Genomic DNA, 21,905 nt, shown 5'->3' with positions numbered 1-21,905 from the left:
GCATAAAAAGCTTATGGTCTCTGGAAAAAAGCCTGTAAATTTATAATACAAGATGGATAATTACTTACTAGAGTGTGTTTGAAAAATCATTCCCGCAATCTGCACGCCCCACTTTGCGGGAGATTTCACCGGAATTCGGTTGCCGTAGCCCGCTACGGCGCCCTCATCCGAGCGAAATCTCCCACAAATTGTGACGCACATTTTGCAGAAAGCCTTTTTCAAACACGCTCTAGCTGTAAGGTATGTTAACCATAAATATATCGTAATAGGAGAAAAATATGAGTAAAAAATGTATAAAATGCGGACAGCCTCTTTCGGACAACGCTTCTTTTTGTCCTCACTGTACAGCAGTCCAGAAGGAAAAACAGGAGATAAAAGCACCGAAACGATGGAGAAAGGCGGCTTTTGGAGCAGCTGCTGTGGTAGTGCTTCTGGCAGCTGTTGGAGCAGCTTTTTCCCTGCATCACCGTCCGAAGTCCTATGAGGGAGGGGCGCAGGTGGTTTATACAGACAAAGGAAAATCTTATAAACTGCTGTTGAATTTTTCCGAAGATGATGGAGTAACAGGACATGCCCAGGGTGAACGTACTGATACACTGGCACAGGGAATGGAGAGTGCCCTTCCATGTCAGCTGTATGTTCTGGATCAGGAGACTGGAGAACTGGCGTGGGAAGAATTTACAGAAAAGGTAGTTTCCTGTAAGGTGGATACAAAACCTGGAGAAAATTCCCGGAAGGTAGATTATGTAGAACCGGTTCATAACGAGAGTTTTCCAAATGCAGCATATGTTTCTGATATTATTTATACCTCAGACAGCGGTACTAACGATATCTTGTGGAACCTGACGATGAAAAACGGAGATACGATTTCTCTTAGCACACGGCTTACCATTGAAAAGCAGGCAGCAGTTACCTATTTTTCAGAGGATACGCCTATGGAGACCACAGAGGAACTGAATGCATTGCTGGCTTCCATTGAGGAAGAGGTGTCATCGGAAACTCCGGTTTACCTTCATCTTCCGGCAGTAACTTATGATGGTGATATTGTTTTTGGAAATCATGTGTGGGGAATTTATGGCAGCTCAGACGGAGATGACGTGACTACTTTCACAGGAACCGTCAGCTTGCGCGGATTGAATGGAAATTACGCGGAAATGTCAGGAATCCAGTTTAAAGGGAATTCTGGAATTGGGGTGAACGCGTATTGTCTTACTTTACTTTCCAAATGCAGTTTTAATGGTTGGGATACGGCTGCAATTGCCAATAATGAAGCCTGGGTAAATGCAATGGACTGTACTTTTACCAATAATAAAATTGCACTGAAGTTTAACAGCAGCATGGCTTATGGTACAGCGCCCAACTATCTGAATAATACATTTACCGGAAATGGAACGGCGGTCTGCATTGAGAATCTACCTGGGAATGAAGTCCTTGATTTCGCGGGAAGTACTTTCTCAGAAAATGATGTGGACATTGATAATAAAGCAGAGCATTCGGTGGATACGGCGAAGGCAAATTTTGAGACTGCTTCGGAGTAATGCTCTGTGAGGGCTTTTTTATATAGCGTTCAAGTAATATTTTAATAAGAGTTTTAGGGTTACAGATTAATCATTTTGCGGTCTGTAACTCTTTTTATATTACGGCACAATGGCAGATGCCGCCGAGACTCCCTGCTGCAGTAGCAGAATCCTGCAAAGTATGATTTCTGTGCATCGCGAAGCGTGTTGCTGTGAAGGTCGTGAACAGTAATAATTTCTTCTTGTACTATGCTTTCAGGTAATTGCTTTCCTTCCTCCTATTATTATATGATAACTTATCAGTCTCAAATAAAATTACAAAAAATGAGGGTCAAAGGATGAAGAAAAGAACATTAGCGCTGGCGTTGGCATTGGGGTGTGTATTTATGTCTCCAACGCTTTCCTATGGGGAAGAGAATGCAGAGGTAGTTTCAGAAATAGAAGAGGATTCCAGTACGGATGAAGGAAACAATAACTCCTGGGGAAAAGTTGCGGTAGTAGATGACTTCGGGGATGCAACGGGGCAATCTGTTATAAGTACGGTTGTTTCCGGAACCTTTAGCAACACGGCAACAACCGGTAGTGATCTGCTTGTCACAGCATATATTAATTTTGATGAATTTGATTATTGTTATGATTTATCTTTTAAACTTTTAGAGTATAAGGATACCCCTGCTACTTATTTTTCTTCTGATTCTAAAGAATTGAAAATAAAAGTTGGAAGTATAAATACGGTATATGAATATGGTTTGCTAGGTGAGGAACCCAATGGCAATGTTTATGTCAGCGGATCTTCAGGAGAAGATATTGTGAAATGTTTATATGAAGGAAATGATATACGTTGTGTACTGAATCTTGGTTCATCTAAATATAGCTTTGCATTGGAAGCAGGCAATATCGCAGAGCTAATTGATGAAGGCGGATATGGTGCGCCGTTAGATGAGGAAGGCAGGAAGGAAAGAAAAAGTAAACATGAAATAGAAGAAGCGCAGGAAAGCAGCAGGAAAAAACAGGAAGCAGAGCTTGCACAGGCGGAGAAGGTTATAAAATCCAAAGATGATTTTATTGCTGCATATGTGAATCATACAGATGCGGATAATGACTATGAAAGTGGATTTTATTACTTCAAAGCTCATGCAGACGAGTTTGAGACTTTAACAGAAGAGGAATTATCCTCCATTTTTCCATGCAGATTCCGGTATTATACGGTCAACTGGGCAATTGGCGGAACCACTGGTGCCGGAGACCTTTATGAATATGACGCAGATGGTAATACAAAACAGCTTGGAAGCTTTGGAACAGATGACAGCTATCGCACAAGAGAAGAAATAAATCCCAACTGGCCTGAGATTAATGGAAGCTGGCGAATCGAAGATGGAAAACTGATCCGAACAATTACATCTGGAAATCAGGAAAAACGTTATATTGTGAAATCATTAGACCGTGACGGCTATTATTTATTATGCTTTGAAAGTGCAACCGGCGAGGTGAATGCGGTTATGATGATTGTTTTATATGATGAGAACAATATGCCGTTGTATGAATTTACAGAAAATTAAGTACAAAATAGCGAGAGAAGCTATGCGGGGAGGGACTGTGGTCCGCATAAATAAAAAATGGGATGAGGAGGAAAATGAGTATGAAGAGATTCAAAAAAGCATCAATAATATTATTGGTGTGCATGTTGCTAAGTGTGATTGCAATGCCAGTTTCAGCAAGTGCGGCAAAGTTGAACAAAAAGAGTATTTCCCTTAATGTTGGAAAAACTTACACTTTGAAAGCAAGTGGAACAAAGGGGAAAATTACTTGGACAAGCAGCAAAAAGAGTGTAGCAACAGTATCTTCAAAAGGTGTTGTAAAGGCTAAGAAAAAAGGAACTGCGGTAATTACTGCAAAATATGGAAAGAAAAAACTCGCTTGCAAAGTAACTGTTAAGCAGCCGGTAAAAAGCATAAAGCTGAATAAAACATCAGCTACACTTAAAAAGGGGAAATCTCTTACTTTAAAAGCAACGATTTCTCCAAGCAGTGCTAACAATAAAGCAGTAACTTGGAGTTCAAGCAATAAAAAAGTAGCAACAGTATCTTCAAAAGGTGTTGTGAAAGCTGTTGGAAATGGAACTGCCACAATTACAGTGAAAGTGAAAGATGGAAGTGGGAAGAAAGCAACTTGTAAAATTACGGTAGGAACAACGAATACACCATCTAATAACACTCCAATTCATACAGCTATTATTGGAGTAAAGCTGAATTTAGGTATGATAAATGTTGTCTATGGAAATCATGAATTACATACCAAAATTGATCTGACAGGAGACGGAAATGCAGATCAGCTTGATATCCAAGCCACAGGAATTGGATGGTCTGATAATAAATTTAATGGCACGTTATCAATATCTGTAAATGGGAAAAATGCACAGAAGTTTGCATTATCGAGTGATAATGTTTGTATATCCTATATAGCATTAAAAAATAATATTCAGATAATACGAGTTCAAAGTGGTTATTCATATTCCGAAGACGATTTCTTTATTCAATATAATAAGGCAACTAATAAATTTCAAACAGTATTAAATGAAAAATTGGGTGGTTTTTCACATGCTTACACCATACTTGATGATATAGCATTTAATGGAAATAATACGATCAAAATAAAATACTTAATTCAACCATATCTTACAGGCGCAGTTAACGTGGAATATACTTATGTATATTCAAATGGTGTATTTAAAAGAGCGTCTGATACAGCCGCTGCAACTTCTTTATATTACAAAGACAAGAGTAAATTAACCTCAGAGTATTATCAGGATGGTTACCAAAATTATTTTTATGATAACAAATTTGTAGCAATGAAAAATCTTGTTTTTTATAGTTCTCCAAGTGGGAAAAATAACTTTACTCTAAAAAAAGGTGCTGTTGCTACTTTAGAGGGATTTTGTTCAAAAGACAATAATAACTATATGATTTTCAAATACAATGGACAGAGAGGATATATCAAGTTAGATGACAATCAGAAAGATTCTTTTTACGGAGTTTCCAAAAGGATGGTAGGTTAGTAAAAAAATTCAAGATTGCAAACTATGGAGGGAGCTTTTCGGCTCCCTTTTATAATAACTGTGTGTGTCCCTCAATGGCTTCTTCAATCTGCTGTGGCTCTATTCCAATATAACGCTGTGTAATGGCAGCAGAACTATGTTGCAGTAGTTGTTGGACTAAAGTAATATCGTAGCCATTATTTTTGTAAATTTCTGTTGTATACCACTTTCTGAAAGAGTATGTTCTGATTCCCTCAAATCCAAGGTAATCGCAGACAAGAGCAAGCTGTTTATTGATTGTCCTTTCAGTCAAATCAAAAATCCTTTCAGTTTTTTCGAGTCCATTTCTCAAACAATAATTTTCAATATACTGCTGAATAACAAGGGGAACTGTAAAAACTCGTTTCTTTTTTGTTTTCTGTTCTGTTATCTCTAATCTGTATCTGTCGCCATCCTTTACAATATCGGAGAGCCGCAGGCTCAGAATATCAGATATTCTAAGCCCAAGATTTCCTTATAAGACAACAACTAAAATGCGGGACACATTTTTAAAGGACAGATTTTCTTGCATTTAGGATTTTCAAAAAGGCAGCAGGACACGCAAAGGACACAGGAAATATAAAAAATCTGCAAAAGCAGCAAAAAAAGAGGGAACAGATTTCTCTATTCCCTCTTTTGATAATCCTTATTTTATGCGGCTTTCTTATTCTCCGAAATATCTTTTAAGCAGACCAGCGAATGCTTTTCCGTGTCTTGCCTCGTCTCTTGCCATTTCATGAACTGTATCATGGATTGCGTCAAGGTTAGCTGCTTTAGCACGTTTCGCAAGATCAGTCTTACCAGCTGTTGCACCGTTCTCAGCGGCTACACGCATCTCAAGGTTCTTCTTGGTGCTGTCTGTAACAACTTCACCTAATAACTCAGCGAATTTAGCTGCGTGCTCTGCTTCTTCATAAGCAGCTTTCTCATAATACATACCAACTTCCGGATATCCTTCTCTGTGAGCAACACGTGCCATAGCAAGATACATACCAACCTCAGAGCACTCGCCCTCGAAGTTTGCTCTTAAATCAGCAAGGATGTCTTCGCTGACACCTTTAGCAACGCCCACAACATGCTCAGCTGCCCATGCCATTTCATCATCCTGTTTCGTAAATTTCTCAGCCGGAGCCTTGCAGATTGGACATACTTCCGGAGCTGTGTCACCTTCATGAACATAACCACATACACTACATACCCATTTAGCCATAATTAAATTCTCCTTTTCTTATATAAAATTTTTATTTAGTTTTTAATAATAGTAATCATTACTGTTTTATGGTAACATATTGTTTCTTGCTTGTCAAGAGTTATTGAAACTTTTTTCTAACAGGATCGAATGTTCACTTAAAGTTTGGTGCTGTGGCCATTGCTTGTCGAGCGGCTGTAATTCCCTACAGAATAGCTATGATCAGAAAATGAAAAATTTATTCAACTGATTAGTGAGACTCTTCCTTCAGGCATTCCTTGCAAATTCCGAAAAATCTTGCTTTATAATCGGAAATCTGACCATCCTTAAAGTCAGCTGCAATACTCTCAAGGCTTTTATCAATATGTTCGCTGAATACGTCCATCACTCTGCCGCAGCGGGTGCACATAAAGTGACAATGGGGAACGGTGCGGGCATCGAATCGGTCTGCTCCGCCAAAGCTGGAAAGCTTCTGTATTTCACCCAGATCAGCGAGAAGAGAGAGGTTTCGGTATACAGTTCCAAGGCTGATGTTTGGATAAATCTGCTTCATATTCTCATAAACAAAATCAGCGGTGGGATGGTCGGTTCTGCCAGTAAGAAACTCCTTAATAGATTCTCTCTGGCGGCTGTATTTCAATGTGGCCATCTGATTCCTCCTTTCTCTCAATAATAGTAATTGTTACTGATATTAATATACAAGATAATTGCAAATTTGTCAATAGTAATTTGGTTAAATTTACACTAAAATTATAAATATTGCATCGCTGTAAAATGATAAATTTGGGTTTACAAACCCATTAAAATGTGATACGCTCTTTTATATGAATTTATAAGCCAAACCCATAGAAAAAGAGAGTACATTTGCGTACCGCATTACAGAGAATCCCCCGGGAGATGAGCAGTTAAGAGTTGCTTTTCCAGGCTGAGAGGGGGTGTGTATGGAACAGATGGAAGATGGCTTTGGAGGGGCGCAGTTGAAGTAATTTAGGCTGCGACAGGAACGCCTGTTATAGCGTAAGGGTATGAAGGTACCCGGTGAGATTCCCGAAGATGGTTTTTCCATCTGTACCGTGAGGCGGGAATGAATAGAAGTGGTAACACGGGATAACTCGTCTTCTCAGTATATTTGAGAAGACGTTTTTTTATGTTGTGACAGGAAGGAGAAGTTTAACCAGCTCTTTTTGTTACACAGAAAAGGAGGAAATACAATGAGTAAACCAAAATATTACATCACCACAGCCATTGCCTATACATCCGGCAAGCCGCACATTGGCAATACCTACGAGGCGGTTCTGGCAGACGCCATTGCGCGTTATAAAAGACAGCAGGGCTACGACGTATTTTTCCAGACTGGAACTGACGAGCATGGCCAGAAGATTGAGCTGAAAGCAGAAGAAGCAGGTGTTACACCTAAGGAATTCGTTGATAACGTATCCGGTCAGATCAAGAGCATCTGGGATCTGATGAACACATCCTATGACAAATTCATCCGTACCACAGATGAAGACCATGAGAAACAGGTTCAGAAGATTTTCAAGAAAATGTATGCAAAAGGGGACATCTACAAGGGAGAGTACGAGGGAATGTACTGTACTCCATGTGAGTCCTTCTTCACAGAATCCCAGCTTGTAGACGGAAAATGTCCGGACTGCGGACGCCCATGCGTACCAGCTAAAGAAGAGGCTTATTTCTTCAAAATGAGCAAATACGCAGACCGTCTGATTGAGCACATTAAGACACATCCGGAATTCATTCAGCCGGAATCCCGTAAGAACGAGATGATGAACAACTTCCTTCTTCCGGGACTTCAGGATCTGTGCGTATCCAGAACTTCTTTCAAATGGGGAATTCCGGTAGACTTTGATCCGAAGCATGTTGTATATGTATGGCTGGATGCCCTGACCAACTATATTACCGGAATCGGTTATGATTGCGATGGAGACAATTCTGAACTGTTTAACAAGATGTGGCCTGCCGACCTTCATCTTATTGGAAAAGATATCATCCGTTTCCATACTATTTACTGGCCAATCTTCCTGATGTCACTGGATCTGCCTCTTCCGAAGCAGGTATTCGGTCATCCGTGGCTTCTCCAGGGCGATGGAAAAATGAGCAAATCCAAAGGAAACGTTATCTACGCAGACGAGCTGGTTGATTTCTTCGGCGTTGATGCTGTCCGTTATTTCGTACTTCATGAAATGCCGTTTGACAACGATGGTGTGATCACCTGGGAGCTGATGGTAGAGCGTATGAATTCCGAGCTGGCAAATACTCTTGGAAACCTGGTAAACCGTACCATCTCCATGTCAAACAAATACTTTGGCGGCGTGGTAGAGAATAAAGGCGTAACAGAACCTGTTGACGATGATCTGAAGAGCTTCATTCTTTCTGTTCCTGCAAAGGTTGATGCAAAGATGGAGAAACTTCGTGTAGCAGATGCCATCACAGAAGTGTTCACTATTTTCAAACGCTGCAACAAATATATTGATGAGACAATGCCATGGGCACTTGCAAAGGATGAGTCCAAACAGGATCGTCTTGCAACCGTTCTTTACAATCTGGTTGAGGGCATTTGCATTGGAACCACTCTTCTTGAGTCCTTTATGCCGGACACAACAAAGAGAATCCTTGGTCAGTTAAATGCTTCTGAGAGAACTCTTGAGGATCTGAAGACATTTGGACTGTATCCGTCAGGAAACAAGGTAACAGACAAACCGGAGATCCTTTTTGCCCGTATGGACATCAAAGAAGTTATGGAAAAAGTAAACGAGCTTCATCCACCGAAAGAAGAGCCGAAGGAAGAAAAGCCAGAGGAGAAGGTTGTAGATATTGAGGCGAAGCCGGAGATCACATTTGATGATTTCGCAAAGCTTCAGTTCCAGGTTGGTGAGGTTATTGCCTGTGAGGCGGTGAAGAAATCCAAGAAGCTTCTTTGCTCCCAGGTTAAGATTGGAAGCCAGGTTCGCCAGATCGTATCTGGAATCAAGGCTTACTATACACCAGAGGAAATGGTTGGCAAAAAGGTTATGGTAGTAACCAACTTAAAACCAGCGAAACTTGCAGGAATTCTTAGTGAGGGAATGATTCTCTGCGCAGAGGATGCTGAGGGAAATGTATGCGTAGTCAGCCCTGAAAAAAATATGCCGACAGGATCTGAAATCTGCTGATTTTGACCGGAAGCGTCCATCTGATATAGCCGGAATATAATACAATAGGTTAATATTGTTATAAAAAGGGACGAATTATGTGTAATAAACTAAACCATTTTGATAAAAATGGTAATGCTGTTATGGTGGATGTCTCGGATAAACCGATTACCCACAGAACTGCAATTGCAACAGGTTCTATTCAGGTTGGAGCAGAAATCATGGAGCATCTTACTGCAGGCACTGTGGCAAAGGGAGACGTTCTTGGCGTTGCCAGAGTTGCCGGGATCATGTCTGTGAAGCACACCTCGGATCTGGTACCTATGTGCCATCCTTTGCCGGTTACCAAATGTACCATTGATTTCGAAATTGAAAAAGAAAATGGAATTATCCGCACTTTTTGCACTGTGAAGACAGACGGTAAAACCGGTGTGGAAATGGAAGCCCTTACAGGTGTGCAGGTGACTCTTCTTACAATTTATGATATGTGCAAGGCAATCGACAAGCATATGGTGATGACGGATATTCACCTGGTAGAGAAAACTGGCGGTAAGAGTGGAGATTTTTTATTCAAAGAAATAAAAACGAAGGGGGGAGAAAAATGAAACGAGTAGCAATTATCACATCCAGTGATATGGGATTTCAGGGCAAGCGGGAAGATTTAAGCGGTCCGGCAATTAAGGAAATCGCAGAAAGAGAAGGCTATCAGGTAGTATCTATGGATATTCTTCCGGATGACCGTGCCATGCTTTCCAGACGAATGGCGGAAATCGCAGATGAGAATCAGGCAGAACTGATTTTGACTACTGGTGGAACAGGTTTTTCCCCGCGGGATGTTATGCCGGAGGCCACCGAAGATATCACAGAACGTAAGGTTCCAGGAATCTCGGAAGCCATCCGCGCCTACAGCATGACGATCACAAAACGCGCCATGCTCAGCCGCGCCACAGCCGGAATCCGGAAAAAGACTCTGATCATTAATCTTCCAGGCAGTCCGAAAGCAGTAAAGGAGAGTCTGGAATACATTATTGGAGCTCTTGGTCATGGCATTGAGATTATGACCGGGGAAGCTGGAAATTGTGCAAGGCAGTAAATATTCATAAATTTTATAGTAAATGAGAATCCCCTCCACTATGCAGCAGTTGCTTTTGTGGAGGGGATTCTTAGTTTGTGGGCTGACGAAGACTGCTTATGGCTGCTCTTTCATAGTTTTAAAATACTGGCTTGTTACAATCAGTGAATTGTGCACCATATCTTCTAGTGCCTGATCGGTAAAATATGCGGCGTGAGGCAGCATAAGTACATTAGGCATAGAGTTTAAGATTGCCATTTCGTGATGTATAATCATCTGATTTTTGTGATCTCGGTAATAAATATTCCGGTCTCCATCAATTACATCAAGACCTGCTCCTGCAATATGGCCGCTTTCAAGTGCTTGAATAAGTGCTGTTGAATCAATGACGGAACTCCGGGCAGTATTTATTAGTGTAGGTTTTTCGCTGAGAAGCTTAAGGTCTATATTGTAATTCTGGTAATACTTCTCAAAAACAGGAAGTTCTTCCGGTTCAACAGTATATGAGATCATTTTCATCTGGCTTTTCATTTTCCGTCACTGTCCTTTGCTCTATGATATCAGCATTTATTCCTGCTATGGATGCAGTGAACCAGTAAACATGTCCGCTTTTTATAAACTTATAAAGTGATGTGAAGCCGCCGAGAAGACAGGAACACTGGTTTGTTCCTGCAATCAGATGCACCGGGAATCCAGTGAGCATAAAGGTGGGAAGGGTGAGGAGACCTCCGCCTCCGGATACGGCATCAATGATTCCTGCAAAAAAGAAGGATATGCTTATTATTACAAATGTAGACAAATGTAGTTCCATAGGCGCCTCCCAATAACGAGTATAAAAAAAGCCAGCGCATATCTGCACCGGCTTCTTTGCTGATTTGTTTTTCACATTATCGGTCGAATCTTCTGAATTGTCAAGTATTTTTTTACTGTTTTTGAAATTGTATTTAAAATAGTTTGATGTTCGTTCCATTCACAGTAACACTGAAATAGAACTTTCATAAAGCGGTTTATAACACTTTACTGGTATGATTTTAGTATGCTATAATTGTTGTATTTCAAAGAAAAATGAGGCAGAAAAATGATATTTGATACACATGCACATTATGATGATGAGGCATTTGACGAAGACAGAGATCAGCTCCTTTCTTCCATGAAAGACGGGGGAGTGGGCTGTATTGTAAATGTGTGCGCGTCAGCCGGGGGATTTGGCGGGACCTTGGAATTGATGAAAGCGTATCCTTTTGTATATGGCGCAGTGGGGGTTCATCCCGACGATGCAGGAATTATGACACAGGATACTCTGGATGAGATCCGGCGTCTTTCCCATTTGGAGAAAATGGTCGCCATCGGAGAAATTGGTCTGGACTATTACTGGCATAAGGAAGAGGCGGAGCATAAACAGCAGCAGGAGATGTTCCGGGCCCAGATGGACATTGCCAGGGAGGAGAAGCTGCCATTTATGATCCACAGCCGGGATGCAGCCGAGGACACTCTGGAGATTGTAAAGGAATATATGAAAAAAGATATGTCCGGCGGAATCATTCACTGTTTTTCCTACAGTAAGGAGATTGCGGCGGAATATTTGAAAATGGGACTTTATCTTGGCATTGGCGGCGTGCTTACTTTCAAAAATGCAAAGAAGCTGAAAGAAGTAGCTGCCATAGCGCCGCTGTCCCAGATCGTTCTGGAAACGGACTGCCCTTATATGGCACCGGAGCCCAATCGAGGCAGGAGAAATTCTTCCTTGAATCTGCCCTATGTTGCAGAAGCCCTGGCGCAGATTAAGGGAATTACTGCAGAAGAAGTAATTGCAGTGACGGAAGAGAATGCGAAGCGGTTATTATTCAGAGCGTAAATTTTGACGGACAAGGAGACAAGTAGTGCAAAGTCAGTTAGTATTTCAGGAAGAAAAAGAGAGGGAACGACTGAGAAGACAGAATTTGCTGTTGTCACAGGCAGAGAAACCTGCGTTAGAGCATTTTTTTAAGGGGAAATCAGAACTTTCTGTTCTGGATATTGGCTGCAATGATGGCACCAGAACCTTTCACCGCTTTTCAGATGACAGGATTTCCAGGGTGATTGGCCTGGAGTATAATCAGCAGCTTGTGGAAAGAGCCAACAGTCAATTCGGAAATACTAAATTTTCTTTTTATCAGATGGATGTGGATCGGGATTCGTTTTCAGCGGACCTTCAGAAGCTCTGCGCAGAACCGGAAGACAGAGAATTTGACCTGATCTGTCTTTCTTTTGTATTAATGCATTTATATGATGGGGAAAAGCTGCTTCGCACATTGAAGAATTTTTTGAAAAAAGGCGGAGTGATTTTTATCACAGAAAGCAATGACCGTATATCCACTCTGGCTCCAGATGAAAAGAATCTTCTTGGACAATTTCTGGATATCTTAAAAGAGGACAAATACGCAGGAAAAAGAGAAACCGGCCAGGCCGTTCCCGGCTGGCTGACCAACTGCGGATACGATCATATCCATGTCTGGTGCAAGGGGATTTCCGCTGCCAAAGGTGAACAGCGGCAAAAAGAAGATATTTTCCAGACCTTTTTTTCCTATTTGCCCGAGGATGTGGAAATCTTGCTGGCGGAAGAACCGGATAACAGAAAATATCAGGACTGGCAGAACTGGCTGAAGAAGAATTATGAAGAACTTCAGCAGCTGATTCTGAGTGAGGAATCGGAGATTACAATGGGCATGCAGATTTTGTCCTGTGAGAAGGGAAGCTTATGACACAAAAGACAGGGAGGTTTGGGGCTTCTGGCAGAGAATTTTGTCTGTGTTCATTGGAAAAAGAGGATATTGAGGAAACACTGCAGCTTATGGACCGGTGCGTAGGCGAAAATCTGTATCAGAAAGAAGAGCTTGAGCAGGCCATTGGAAGCAGTGAACGGGCATTCCTTCTGCTGAGAACTGCAGAAGGAGAACTTGCAGGATATATTTATTACTATCTTACCAATGAGAAGCAGATTGCAGAGGATACCAGGCTTACGGAACAGAAAATCCAACGGGTATGCCAGCAGGATACTTTGGCACCTGTTGGCAAGATTCAGTCAGTAGGAATAAAAGAAGCATTTCGCAGACAGGGGCTGGCAGTTTGGCTTATGAAGTATGCGTTGAGGCAGTTTGCGGAGAAGGGCATAGGGGAAGTGTTTATCATCTGCTGGAATGCAGGCGGTAAAGTTCCTCTGGAAAGGGCACTTCAGGAATGTAAGTTTGTTCATCTTTTTTCTGCAAAGATGATCTGGTATAATAAAAAAGAACTTTATTGTCCATATTGCAAAGGACGCTGCAAGTGTGATGCAGAGGTCTATTTTAAGAAAGTTAAGGAAAGGAATTGCAAATGAAAATAAAACTTCTTCCTAAATTTATACTTTCACTTGGCGTGATCGGTGTAATCCTTACCATTGCCATTTCTCTTTTCAGCTATAGAAGCTCCAGATCCTATCTGGAAAATCTATATGCACAGAGGGTAATGACGAACAGCAATAGTATTGCAGATATGATGTCGGTTTCGGATGTGAAGAAAATCCTGGCAGAAGGTGGGGACAAGACAGAAGAATATTCGGAAATGGTTACGTTGTTTAACAAGCTGAAAAAGGACGGCGATGTTACATATCTGTCTCTGGTTGTTCCGGATGAAGACAGTGTTCATTTCTACATAGATGCCCTGGTTGAGGAAATGGGAGATGATCCTGCGAATCAGATCGCCTATGGAAGTGACATTTTGTATACTGACGCTGCAAATCCTGATGATCCTGCTGACATGGAGAAATATATTACCATATGGAACCAGTATCAGCAGAATAAAGGTGTGGATCATCCGCTTGTGACGGACAACAGCTATGGCTATAATTACACGGGCATTTCGGTGATTCTGGACGAGAATGGAAAGGCTCTGGCAGAAATTCAGTATATTCTGGATATGAAAGGGGTCAGGAAATATCTGAATTCTTTTCTTATCAATATGCTGCTGATTTCTTTTTGCATTATCGCAGTGACGATGGCTGCGTATATTGTCTTTGTGCGAAAGACAATCACCAGACCGATCAGCAGGCTGGCTGATTTTACCCAGGAGATTACAGAGAGCGGAAAGTTTGAGAATCAGAGAATTACCATGAAAACTGGTGATGAGATCGAGGCACTAAGTGACTCTTTCAACTTTATGATGGAAGAGCTTGAAAATTATATTGCCAATCTGTCCAAAGTGACTGCTGAGAAGGAGCGAATCGGCACTGAGCTGGATATCGCCAGGAATATTCAGGCATCCATGCTGCCATGTATTTTCCCGGCTTTTCCGGATCGTAAGGAATTTGATATTTATGCAACTATGACACCTGCAAAAGAAGTTGGCGGTGATTTTTACGATTTCTTCATGGTAGATGAGACACATCTGGCAATTGTTATGGCCGATGTATCCGGAAAAGGTGTTCCGGCTGCGCTCTTTATGGTCATTGGAAAAACGCTTATCAAGGATCACACTACACCAGGAAGAGATTTGGGGGAGGTTTTCTCTACTGTAAATAATCTTCTTTGTGAGGCAAACAGTGAAGGCTTGTTTATCACTGCTTTTGAAGGTGTGCTGGATCTGGTGACAGGAGAGTTCTGTTTCGTAAATGCTGGACATGAAATGCCATTTATCTGTAAAGCAGGCGGCAGTTTTGAGGCATATAAGATTCGTCCAGGCTTTGTCCTTGCTGGATTTGAAGATATGAACTATAAAGCCGGCAGTATGACGCTGGATGTGGGAGATATGATCTTCCAGTATACAGATGGTGTGACTGAGGCTACAAATGTAGAAAATCAGCTTTATGGAATGGAGCGTCTGGAGCAGGTTCTGAACCGTGTAAAAGACAGAATACCATCAGAAATTCTGCCTGAAGTGAAAAAAGATATTGATGCTTTTGTAGGAGAGGCACCGCAGTTTGATGATATTACCATGCTTTGCGTAGAGTATAAGGTGAAGATGGAAAAAGCATGATCGGGCAAAAAAAGGCTGAATTCTGGGAATGAGATAATTTCCGGAATTCAGCCTTTTTTAAATATGCTCTGGTCAAAAATCTATTTAGTACCAAAAATTCTGTCGCCTGCGTCGCCAAGTCCCGGGCAGATATAAGCGCGGTCGTTCAGTTCTCTGTCCAGATGTCCTACATAGATCTGCACATCCGGGTGCACCTCATGAAGTCGTTTCAGACCTTCCGGAGCAGCGATAACAAACATACATTTAATGCTCTTTCCACCATGTTGTTTGATGAAGTTAACAGCGGAGATAGCAGAGCCGCCAGTTGCAAGCATGGGGTCAACCATAACGATGAGACGCTGGTCGATAGGATCCGGAAGCTTACAATAGTACTCATGAGGCTCATGAGTAACCGGGTCACGGTAAAGACCAATATGACCGATCTTGGCAGATGGAACCAGAGTGGTGATACCATTTACCATACCCAGACCTGCACGAAGTACAGGAACAACAGCAAGCTTCTTACCAGAAATCATAGGAGTTCTGCAAGTCTCAATAGGAGTCTCAACTTCAACATCCTCAAGGGGAAGATCGCGAAGAGCTTCAAAACCCATAAGAACTGCAATCTCCTCAATAAGTTTGCGGAATTCATTTGTTCCGGTCTCCTTATTACGAAGAATGGAAATCTTATGCTGGATCAGCGGGTGATCCATAATAAAAACATTGTCCATATCTGAAAAATTTGACATGATAAAAACCTCCGTAGTGTGATAAAGTTGCCATTGCCCTATGCAATAACAATCGTTACTGTTCACTCCGTGATCAGTAACACGCTTCGCGATGCACAGAAATCATGCATTCGCATGATTTCGCGCCGCACTTCTCGGGTTTTCTGTGAACTTTGTTCACAAAAAACACCTCGCGGAACGTTACCAGTGAACAGGAACTAACAATCCCTTCAGAACCTTTTTTAAACGGGTTCCAGAGCGTATTGAAAATGCTCTATGGGAATACTGTAAAAATCATATCGCACTTTCTATAGAAAGTCAATAATTGTAAAAATTTGTCGCATACTTTATACTATAACAAGATTGCTGGTTACTGTTCACTCCGTTCACAGTAACGCGCTTCGCGATGCACAGAAATCATGCATTCGCATGATTTCGCGCCGCAATTCTCGGGTTTTCTGTGAACTTTGTTCACAAAAAACGCCTCGCGGAACGTTACCAGTGAACAGTAACGATTGCTGTTCACAGTATAGACCGTATTGGAAGAAATCATGCGAATGTATGATTTCTGTGCAGTGTGAAGTGCGTTACCAGTCAGGTTGTGAACAGGCTCTAAGGGAAAAGGAGGAACTATATTTATGAAATTCAGAGTTGAGGGCATTTATGATGCCAAAAAGCTGGGAATCCCACAGATGCTGATTCTGGGACTCCAGCATATGTTCGCCATGTTTGGTGCCACCATTCTGGTGCCGATCCTGGTAAACAACTATTTTCACGGCGAGGGCTTATCCATTCAGGTAACCCTGTTCTGTGCCGGATTTGGAACACTTCTGTTCCATGTACTGACTAAGCTGAAGGTACCTGCATTCCTGGGCTCATCATTTGCATTTCTTGGCGGATTTGCCACCGTTGCAGAGCTTGACACCGGAATTTTTGCCAACATGTCTTATGGAGAGAAGCTTCCATATGCATGCGGTGGTGTGTTTGTAGCAGGACTTCTGTATCTGGTACTTGCAATGATCGTTAAGGTAATTGGCGTAAAGCGCGTTATGCGTTATCTGCCTCCGGTTGTAACTGGTCCGATCATTATCTGTATTGGTCTCAGCCTTGCACCGTCTGCAATCAGCAACGCATCCCAGAACTGGATCCTTGCTTTGATCGCACTTGGAACTGTTATTTTCTTCAATATCTGGGGCGTTGGAATGTTCCGTATTATTCCGATTCTGATGGGTATTGTTGTTTCTTATGTGGTTGCCCTGATCATGAATGCCCTGGGTATGACAAACGCAGATGGAAGTGCTATCCTCAGCTTTGCAGGAGTAGCAAGTGCGCCGATCGTAGGTGTTCCGAAATTCTTCCTCTGCAAATTTAACATTACTGCAATCCTTGCAATGGCACCGATCGCAATTGCTTCCATGATGGAGCACATTGGCGATATTTCTGCTATTTCCGCAACGGTTGACCGCAATTTCATCGAAGATCCGGGACTTCACCGTACACTTCTGGGTGACGGACTTGCAACCTCTCTGTCAGCACTGATCGGTGGACCTGCAAATACAACTTACGGAGAGAACACCAGTGTTCTTGCTCTGAGCCGTGTTTACGACCCGAAGGTAATCCGTCTGGCTGCTATTTATGCAGTTATCCTCAGCTTTATCCCGAAGATGGCTGAGGTGATCAGTTCCCTTCCGTCTGCGATCATCGGTGGTATCAGTTTTATTCTTTATGGAATGATCTCTGCTGTTGGTGTCCGTAATGTAGTTGAGAACAAAGTAGACCTGACACGTTCTCGTAACCTGATTATTACAGCGGTTATCCTGGTTTGTGGTCTTGGCATTTCCGATGGACTTACATTTACCATCGCAGGCGCACATATTACTCTTACAGGACTTGCACTTGCTGCAATTGTAGGAATCCTGCTGAACGCCGTTCTTCCGGGAAATGACTATGTGTTTGAGACTGCAAAGAAGAAAGAGGAGATGGAAGACGACTGATCCGGCTGGCTTTCCTATATGGTGATGCTGCCGGCAGGTGAAATGTCTGTTTAGCTGATATATAAAAAGAACTCGATTCAAAGTAAATAAATGCGGGAGTCTTTTTCAAAGAGGCTCTAAGTACATTTATTTGCCATGTATGAATCGAGTTCTTTTTTATGTTGTAATAGGAAATGCTGTTGGAATTTCCTATTACCAGGCAGAATCGCACTGCGGCGGAAGGGGAGGTGTCGTTCGAGGCGACCTGCCGCAGTGCAATTCTGCAAGAAGGAATCTTTTTAGAAGCTTCCGCCTGTACCTCCGTGATCGCTGTCTGAGCCGCCGGAGGAACTGTCACTATCCTTCGGTTTCGCTGTTTTGGTAACTGTGTGATACAGGAAAATATCGTTTGATCTTGTCAGTGCCATACTTCCCTGGCGCACATAATCCACTGCGCTGTCCTGTGTCCGTACGCTTTTCAGCTGGGCTCTCATGCCCATGGTGCACAGAAACGCAAGCACAAGACCGATTCCCAGGGAAATGAGAATCCATATGGAAGAAAAGGGTTCTGTATAAGGCTCCCCGTTAGCAGCCATTTCCAACAGATCCTGACACAGATCTGCGTAGGTATCGAAAGCGCCGTAGAAGTTTTCATCCTTTAACAGAGGCTCTACATTTTCCTTCAGATAAGCAAGTCCGTCATCGTTAAACGCAGTCATACCATATCCGTGGGTGGTAATGTGCCATTCACGGTCGCCAATGCTGACCATGAACAGGATTCCGTCGTGGTTTTCGCCGGTTCCGTAACCATTCTCATCGAAGAAATGATCTGTAAAGTAGTTCATCTCATTGCCGTCTTTCGACTCTACTGTGGCAACTGCCACTTCCAGATTGTATTCCCCGGTGATGGCTTCCAGCTTATCCAGAAGCTGGGATTCTTCTTCATCTGTGAGAAGATCCGCCTCGTCCAGGACAAGGGAAAATTCGGAGGCTGCAAAGTCCTGATAAGAGTCATCTTTCTCACTGCCGGATCCGCCAAAGCTGTTGGAAGCTTCGGCCTGTACCGTAACAGCTCCCGTACCTGGCAAAGCAGTAGTAAAAAGCGCATCCGTGCCTGGAATAACTGCACTGAAAAGGCTTCCTGCTCCCAGCACTGCCGCCAGAATAATTCCAAATGATTGTTTTTTCATGGCATGTTCCTCCTTAACAAAATGTGTGAATCAGCCATGCAATGGCGTAAGCAGCAACGGAAAAACCTGCAGTAAGTCCAAGGAACCATTTAGTGAAAATACCTTTATCTACAGGCAGATTTCCTACAAATTTACCAGTCTGTCCGTTCATGCCGAACAGATAGTGGTTGCCCTTCCAGGTGGTGGAAAGAAGCCATACCGGGAAAAGGGCATAGTGGGTTTTACCGCCTTTTAACTGAATACGGGTATCTTCAGGGGTAACGCTGTCATAACCGATGACCGTATCGCGAAAAGCATCCTCAGCGGCTTTTCTCACACGCTGGTTAGCGCGCTCAGCAGATTCTTCTGCGGATACATCATATTTGTCCGCAACGTATCCTGCCAGGTAAGGAGTGGCAAAGTCCACAGCCTCGGAAATTACATAAGGCTCCAGAGACTCTGTTAAATCATTGTCAATTTTGGAAGAACCGTCTACCGGAATCTGGTCGAACCCGATGTTTCCAGCCCGGAAAACAGAGTAATGGCTGGTTTCCGTATAATCATAGTCGCTGTCACTCCAGAAACGGGTCTTGGTGGCATGATAGCGGATATCTGCAGAGGCGTCGGTGTCAAAAAGCCAGAAAGGCACATAAACACCTTTGATCTCGTCAATGTGATTTTCCTTTTTAAATACTTTGGGTAAAAGGATCTTGCCGTGAAGATGTTTGGTCAGACCTTCTTTGGCTGCCTTTTTGTCCAGCTTAAACGGAATGATAAAATCCGGACGCAGGGTACCGGAAAATTTGCCGGACATTACTACCGGATTGCCGCAGAATGGGCAGGAGGAAGCACCTGTGCTTTCATCGGCAACGATTTCTCCGCCGCAGGACTGGCATATGTAAACGGACATTCCGCTGGCTTCATCTTCCTTCCAGGAGTTGTCTGAAGCACTCTCCCAGTTCAATTCATCAGATTGCTGGTTAGCTGCTGCTTCGTTAAATTCTTTGACGGTTTCCATATCAAATTCAGTGTCGCAGTAAGGACATTTCATCTTCTGGAGCGTACTGTTGAATTCGATTGCTCCGCCGCAGCAGGGGCATTTATATTCAAGTAAATCGGACATAGTTCATCTCCTTTTATGCTGCTTTTTTACTGGGTATCGTTTTCATTAAATGGATCGCCACAGTTCGGACAGAATTTCGGCGGATTGGTTGGATCTTCCGGTTCCCAGCCGCACTTGTCACAGCGGTACCGAGGCTTCATAGCCGGTTTCGGGGAACCGCAGTTGGTGCAGAATTTGCCTGTATTTACAGCGCCGCAGGAACAGGTCCAGCTTGCATTTGCTGCAGGTGCCTGAGGCTTTTTCGCACCGCATTCCGGGCAGAAATTACCGGAAACCATAGCACCGCAGGAGCATTTCCACTGGTCAGCTGCCGGAGCAGAACCGCCTGCCTGAGCCTGGGATACGGCCGGATTTGGCTGTGGTTGGGCCATCTGCTGTGCCTGAGCTGCCTGCTGCTGTCCCATAGCGTAAAGATTCTGTGCGTTAAAACCGCCAGTCATGCCTGCCATATTCATGCCCATGAAACCGGTCATGGCACCGCCAGCGTTGCCTGCTGCTGTCTTCATGGCGTCTGCCTGTGCTCCTGCAAGAGTAGCGGCTGCCATGGCAGGATTGCGGAGGATAGCCATACGCTGAGCTTCTTTGATCATCTGGGCATCTTCCTCAGGAAGAGTGATCGGATTCATGGCAACAGATACGATCACGAGACCACGAAGCTGACTCCATTTCTGGGTGAGAGCCTGGTTCATGGCATCACAGAGCTCCATTGCATGAGCCGGAAGTGCGCTTGGACGGATTCCCTGCTGGGAAATGCTGGCAAATGCCGGCTGAAGAGCTGAGATAAATTCTGTCTTCAGCTGTCCCTCAATCTGCTCTCTGTCGTACTGCTGTTCAAAGTTTCCGCAGACGTTGGAATAGAAGAGAAGCGGGTCTGCAATGCGGTAGGAATAAACACCGCTGCAGCGGACAGAAACATCAATGTCCAGACCGATGTTCTGGTCTACAACACGGAATGGAATCGGGTTCGGAGTTCCGAATTTATTGTCTACCAGTTCTTTGGTGTTGAAATAGTAAACACGCTGGTCTTTGCCAGTGTCACCGCCGAATGTGAAACGCTTGCCAATGGTGTGGAAAGTGTTCATGATGGCGTCGCCCAGATTTCCGGAGAAAATACTTGGCTCGGTAGAAGCATCGTAGGTGTATTCGCCTGGTTCCGCGCAGATATCAACGATCTTGCCTTGCTCTACGATCATCATACATTGTCCGTCTGCGACTGCGATTCCGGATCCGGTGGTGATAATGTTGTCGCTTCCCTTGGTATTGGAGGAACGTTTGGATGTGCGTTTCTGACCTTTTACTGCCAGAACGTCATTGTCGATGGCATCACAGTAGAAAAATTCTTTCCACTGATCTGCAAGTGTACCGCCTGCGGCGCCAAGTGCTGCTTTAATAAGTCCCATATTGTAACTCCTTTCTTTTTGACCGGTCAATGACTGGAAAAATTATGTAAACGAATGCCACCTGATGCCAATAGCAGGAGTGCATTGGCGCAGAAACCATGGATTTCATATCTGGTGGTGCCTGTGTGAGCAGACATAGTGGTTTCGTTAATTTGTACAGTTATTGTCCGAAAATGATTTTATTAATTATTCTACATAACGATTCAGCAGACATTATTCCGCGAGGTGTTTTTGTGAACGAAGTTCACAGAAAAAACGAGAAATGCGGCGCAAAATCGTATAAAACATGATTTCTGTGTATCCAGAAGGATATCACTGTGAATGTGCGGAATCGTTACTACTCTACTATAAATTTTATCTGATTTTGTCTGAAAAAACAACCTATATGTGATAAATGACTGGTTTTCGTGACAATAAGACATAGATACTATCTGATTTGCAGTAAATAGGAATTGTATACCAGCCATTTGATGACAAAAAAATGTTTGGAATGCCGGAAGAACAAAAATCTGCAGCCTATATATATTATAGTACTGCAGATTTT

At 43.0% G+C, this 21,905-nt stretch carries 21 protein-coding genes and 1 pseudogene; 12 read left to right on the top strand and 10 right to left on the bottom strand.

The window, feature by feature from the left end; translation table 11 throughout:
• Nucleotides 1–60 precede the first annotated feature (60 nt).
• Nucleotides 61–189 (bottom strand): DUF6783 domain-containing protein, encoded by a 129-nt coding sequence (locus tag PGQ38_RS19740; protein WP_319017833.1) that lies wholly within the window; start codon nt 187–189, stop codon nt 61–63.
• On the opposite strand from PGQ38_RS19740, the pseudogene PGQ38_RS19735 reads away from it, so the two are divergent.
• The 4 genes and pseudogenes from PGQ38_RS19735 to PGQ38_RS05030 all read left to right on the top strand — a co-directional run.
• Nucleotides 139–249 (top strand): annotated as a pseudogene (locus PGQ38_RS19735) (DUF6783 domain-containing protein); the annotation flags it as partial. The gene PGQ38_RS19740 and the pseudogene PGQ38_RS19735 overlap by 51 nt on opposite strands.
• 29 nt (nt 250–278) lie before the next feature.
• Nucleotides 279–1,538, top strand: coding sequence for a zinc ribbon domain-containing protein (locus PGQ38_RS05040; protein WP_270430952.1), 1,260 nt, complete (start codon nt 279–281; stop codon nt 1,536–1,538).
• Between the two features lie 317 nt (nt 1,539–1,855).
• Nucleotides 1,856–3,076, top strand: a complete 1,221-nt coding sequence (locus PGQ38_RS05035) for a hypothetical protein (RefSeq protein WP_173718528.1) — start codon at nt 1,856–1,858, stop codon at nt 3,074–3,076.
• A gap of 80 nt (nt 3,077–3,156) precedes the next feature.
• Nucleotides 3,157–4,572 (top strand): Ig-like domain-containing protein, encoded by a 1,416-nt coding sequence (locus tag PGQ38_RS05030; RefSeq protein ID WP_270430950.1) that lies wholly within the window; start codon nt 3,157–3,159, stop codon nt 4,570–4,572.
• Between the two features lie 49 nt (nt 4,573–4,621).
• Here the strand turns inward: PGQ38_RS05030 and PGQ38_RS05025 are convergent, their stop codons facing one another.
• The 3 genes from PGQ38_RS05025 to PGQ38_RS05015 all read right to left on the bottom strand — a co-directional run bounded on the left by PGQ38_RS05025 (nt 4,622) and on the right by PGQ38_RS05015 (nt 6,428).
• Entirely contained in the window at nt 4,622–5,047 is a 426-nt protein-coding gene (locus PGQ38_RS05025; protein ID WP_270430963.1) for a tyrosine-type recombinase/integrase, read from the bottom strand.
• A gap of 207 nt (nt 5,048–5,254) precedes the next feature.
• Nucleotides 5,255–5,800, bottom strand: coding sequence for an NADH peroxidase (locus PGQ38_RS05020; RefSeq protein WP_148463755.1), 546 nt, complete (start codon nt 5,798–5,800; stop codon nt 5,255–5,257).
• A gap of 229 nt (nt 5,801–6,029) precedes the next feature.
• Nucleotides 6,030–6,428 (bottom strand): Fur family transcriptional regulator, encoded by a 399-nt coding sequence (locus tag PGQ38_RS05015; RefSeq protein WP_118577930.1) that lies wholly within the window; start codon nt 6,426–6,428, stop codon nt 6,030–6,032.
• Between the two features lie 562 nt (nt 6,429–6,990).
• Between PGQ38_RS05015 and metG the strand changes: the two genes are divergently transcribed.
• From metG to PGQ38_RS05000, 3 genes are all read left to right on the top strand, one after another.
• The gene (gene metG / locus PGQ38_RS05010; RefSeq protein ID WP_226854234.1) at nt 6,991–8,949 is read left to right on the top strand and encodes a methionine--tRNA ligase; all 1,959 of its coding nucleotides are present in this window, start codon (nt 6,991–6,993) and stop codon (nt 8,947–8,949) included.
• Between the two features lie 77 nt (nt 8,950–9,026).
• On the top strand, nt 9,027–9,533 hold the full coding sequence (moaC, locus tag PGQ38_RS05005; RefSeq protein ID WP_270430949.1) for a cyclic pyranopterin monophosphate synthase MoaC: 507 nt from the start codon (nt 9,027–9,029) through the stop codon (nt 9,531–9,533).
• On the top strand, nt 9,530–10,021 hold the full coding sequence (locus PGQ38_RS05000) for a MogA/MoaB family molybdenum cofactor biosynthesis protein (protein WP_195698955.1): 492 nt from the start codon (nt 9,530–9,532) through the stop codon (nt 10,019–10,021). Before moaC ends, PGQ38_RS05000 begins: the two co-directional genes overlap by 4 nt.
• Before the next feature lie 96 nt (nt 10,022–10,117).
• Here the strand turns inward: PGQ38_RS05000 and PGQ38_RS04995 are convergent, their stop codons facing one another.
• Nucleotides 10,118–10,531 carry an NAD(P)-dependent oxidoreductase gene (locus tag PGQ38_RS04995; protein WP_226854235.1) on the bottom strand — a complete coding sequence of 138 codons (414 nt, stop codon included), beginning with the start codon at nt 10,529–10,531 and terminating at the stop codon, nt 10,118–10,120.
• A complete protein-coding gene (locus PGQ38_RS04990; protein WP_195992830.1) occupies nt 10,494–10,811 on the bottom strand; it encodes a sulfite exporter TauE/SafE family protein in 318 nt (105 codons plus the stop codon). Before PGQ38_RS04990 ends, PGQ38_RS04995 begins: the two co-directional genes overlap by 38 nt.
• Nucleotides 10,812–11,078: 267 nt before the next feature.
• Here PGQ38_RS04990 and PGQ38_RS04985 point away from each other — a divergent pair, with 267 nt between their 5' ends.
• Genes PGQ38_RS04985 through PGQ38_RS04970 form a run of 4 tightly spaced genes read left to right on the top strand, consistent with a single transcriptional unit; the run spans nt 11,079 to nt 14,989 of the window.
• Nucleotides 11,079–11,855, top strand: coding sequence for a TatD family hydrolase (locus PGQ38_RS04985; RefSeq protein ID WP_270430948.1), 777 nt, complete (start codon nt 11,079–11,081; stop codon nt 11,853–11,855).
• 25 nt (nt 11,856–11,880) lie between these two features.
• Nucleotides 11,881–12,741, top strand: a complete 861-nt coding sequence (locus PGQ38_RS04980) for a class I SAM-dependent methyltransferase (protein ID WP_270430947.1) — start codon at nt 11,881–11,883, stop codon at nt 12,739–12,741.
• Complete coding sequence (locus PGQ38_RS04975) at nt 12,738–13,355, top strand: GNAT family N-acetyltransferase (RefSeq protein WP_270430946.1); 618 nt, start codon at nt 12,738–12,740, stop codon at nt 13,353–13,355. Before PGQ38_RS04980 ends, PGQ38_RS04975 begins: the two co-directional genes overlap by 4 nt.
• The gene (locus PGQ38_RS04970) at nt 13,352–14,989 is read left to right on the top strand and encodes a SpoIIE family protein phosphatase (protein ID WP_270430944.1); all 1,638 of its coding nucleotides are present in this window, start codon (nt 13,352–13,354) and stop codon (nt 14,987–14,989) included. Before PGQ38_RS04975 ends, PGQ38_RS04970 begins: the two co-directional genes overlap by 4 nt.
• 80 nt (nt 14,990–15,069) lie before the next feature.
• Here PGQ38_RS04970 and upp read toward each other — a convergent pair whose 3' ends face one another.
• Entirely contained in the window at nt 15,070–15,699 is a 630-nt protein-coding gene (gene upp, locus PGQ38_RS04965; protein WP_118579383.1) for a uracil phosphoribosyltransferase, read from the bottom strand.
• A 635-nt stretch (nt 15,700–16,334) separates the two neighbouring features.
• On the opposite strand from upp, the gene PGQ38_RS04960 reads away from it, so the two are divergent.
• Complete coding sequence (locus tag PGQ38_RS04960; protein ID WP_270430942.1) at nt 16,335–17,690, top strand: uracil-xanthine permease family protein; 1,356 nt, start codon at nt 16,335–16,337, stop codon at nt 17,688–17,690.
• Nucleotides 17,691–17,968: 278 nt separating this feature from the next.
• On the opposite strand, the gene PGQ38_RS04955 is transcribed toward PGQ38_RS04960, so the two are convergent.
• From PGQ38_RS04955 to PGQ38_RS04945, 3 genes are read right to left on the bottom strand one after another with little or no spacing between them, the layout of a single operon-like run.
• Complete coding sequence (locus tag PGQ38_RS04955; protein ID WP_270430940.1) at nt 17,969–18,859, bottom strand: TPM domain-containing protein; 891 nt, start codon at nt 18,857–18,859, stop codon at nt 17,969–17,971.
• A 13-nt stretch (nt 18,860–18,872) separates the two neighbouring features.
• Nucleotides 18,873–19,961 (bottom strand): TFIIB-type zinc ribbon-containing protein, encoded by a 1,089-nt coding sequence (locus PGQ38_RS04950; protein ID WP_118579330.1) that lies wholly within the window; start codon nt 19,959–19,961, stop codon nt 18,873–18,875.
• A gap of 26 nt (nt 19,962–19,987) precedes the next feature.
• The gene (locus PGQ38_RS04945) at nt 19,988–21,361 is read right to left on the bottom strand and encodes an SPFH domain-containing protein (protein WP_270430938.1); all 1,374 of its coding nucleotides are present in this window, start codon (nt 21,359–21,361) and stop codon (nt 19,988–19,990) included.
• Nucleotides 21,362–21,905: the final 544 nt, after the last annotated feature.

Origin of the sequence: Blautia faecis (genome assembly GCF_027662325.1) — a bacterium.
GTDB lineage: Bacteria > Bacillota > Clostridia > Lachnospirales > Lachnospiraceae > Blautia_A > Blautia_A faecis.
This window is presented reverse-complemented; position numbering and strand designations above follow the sequence as displayed.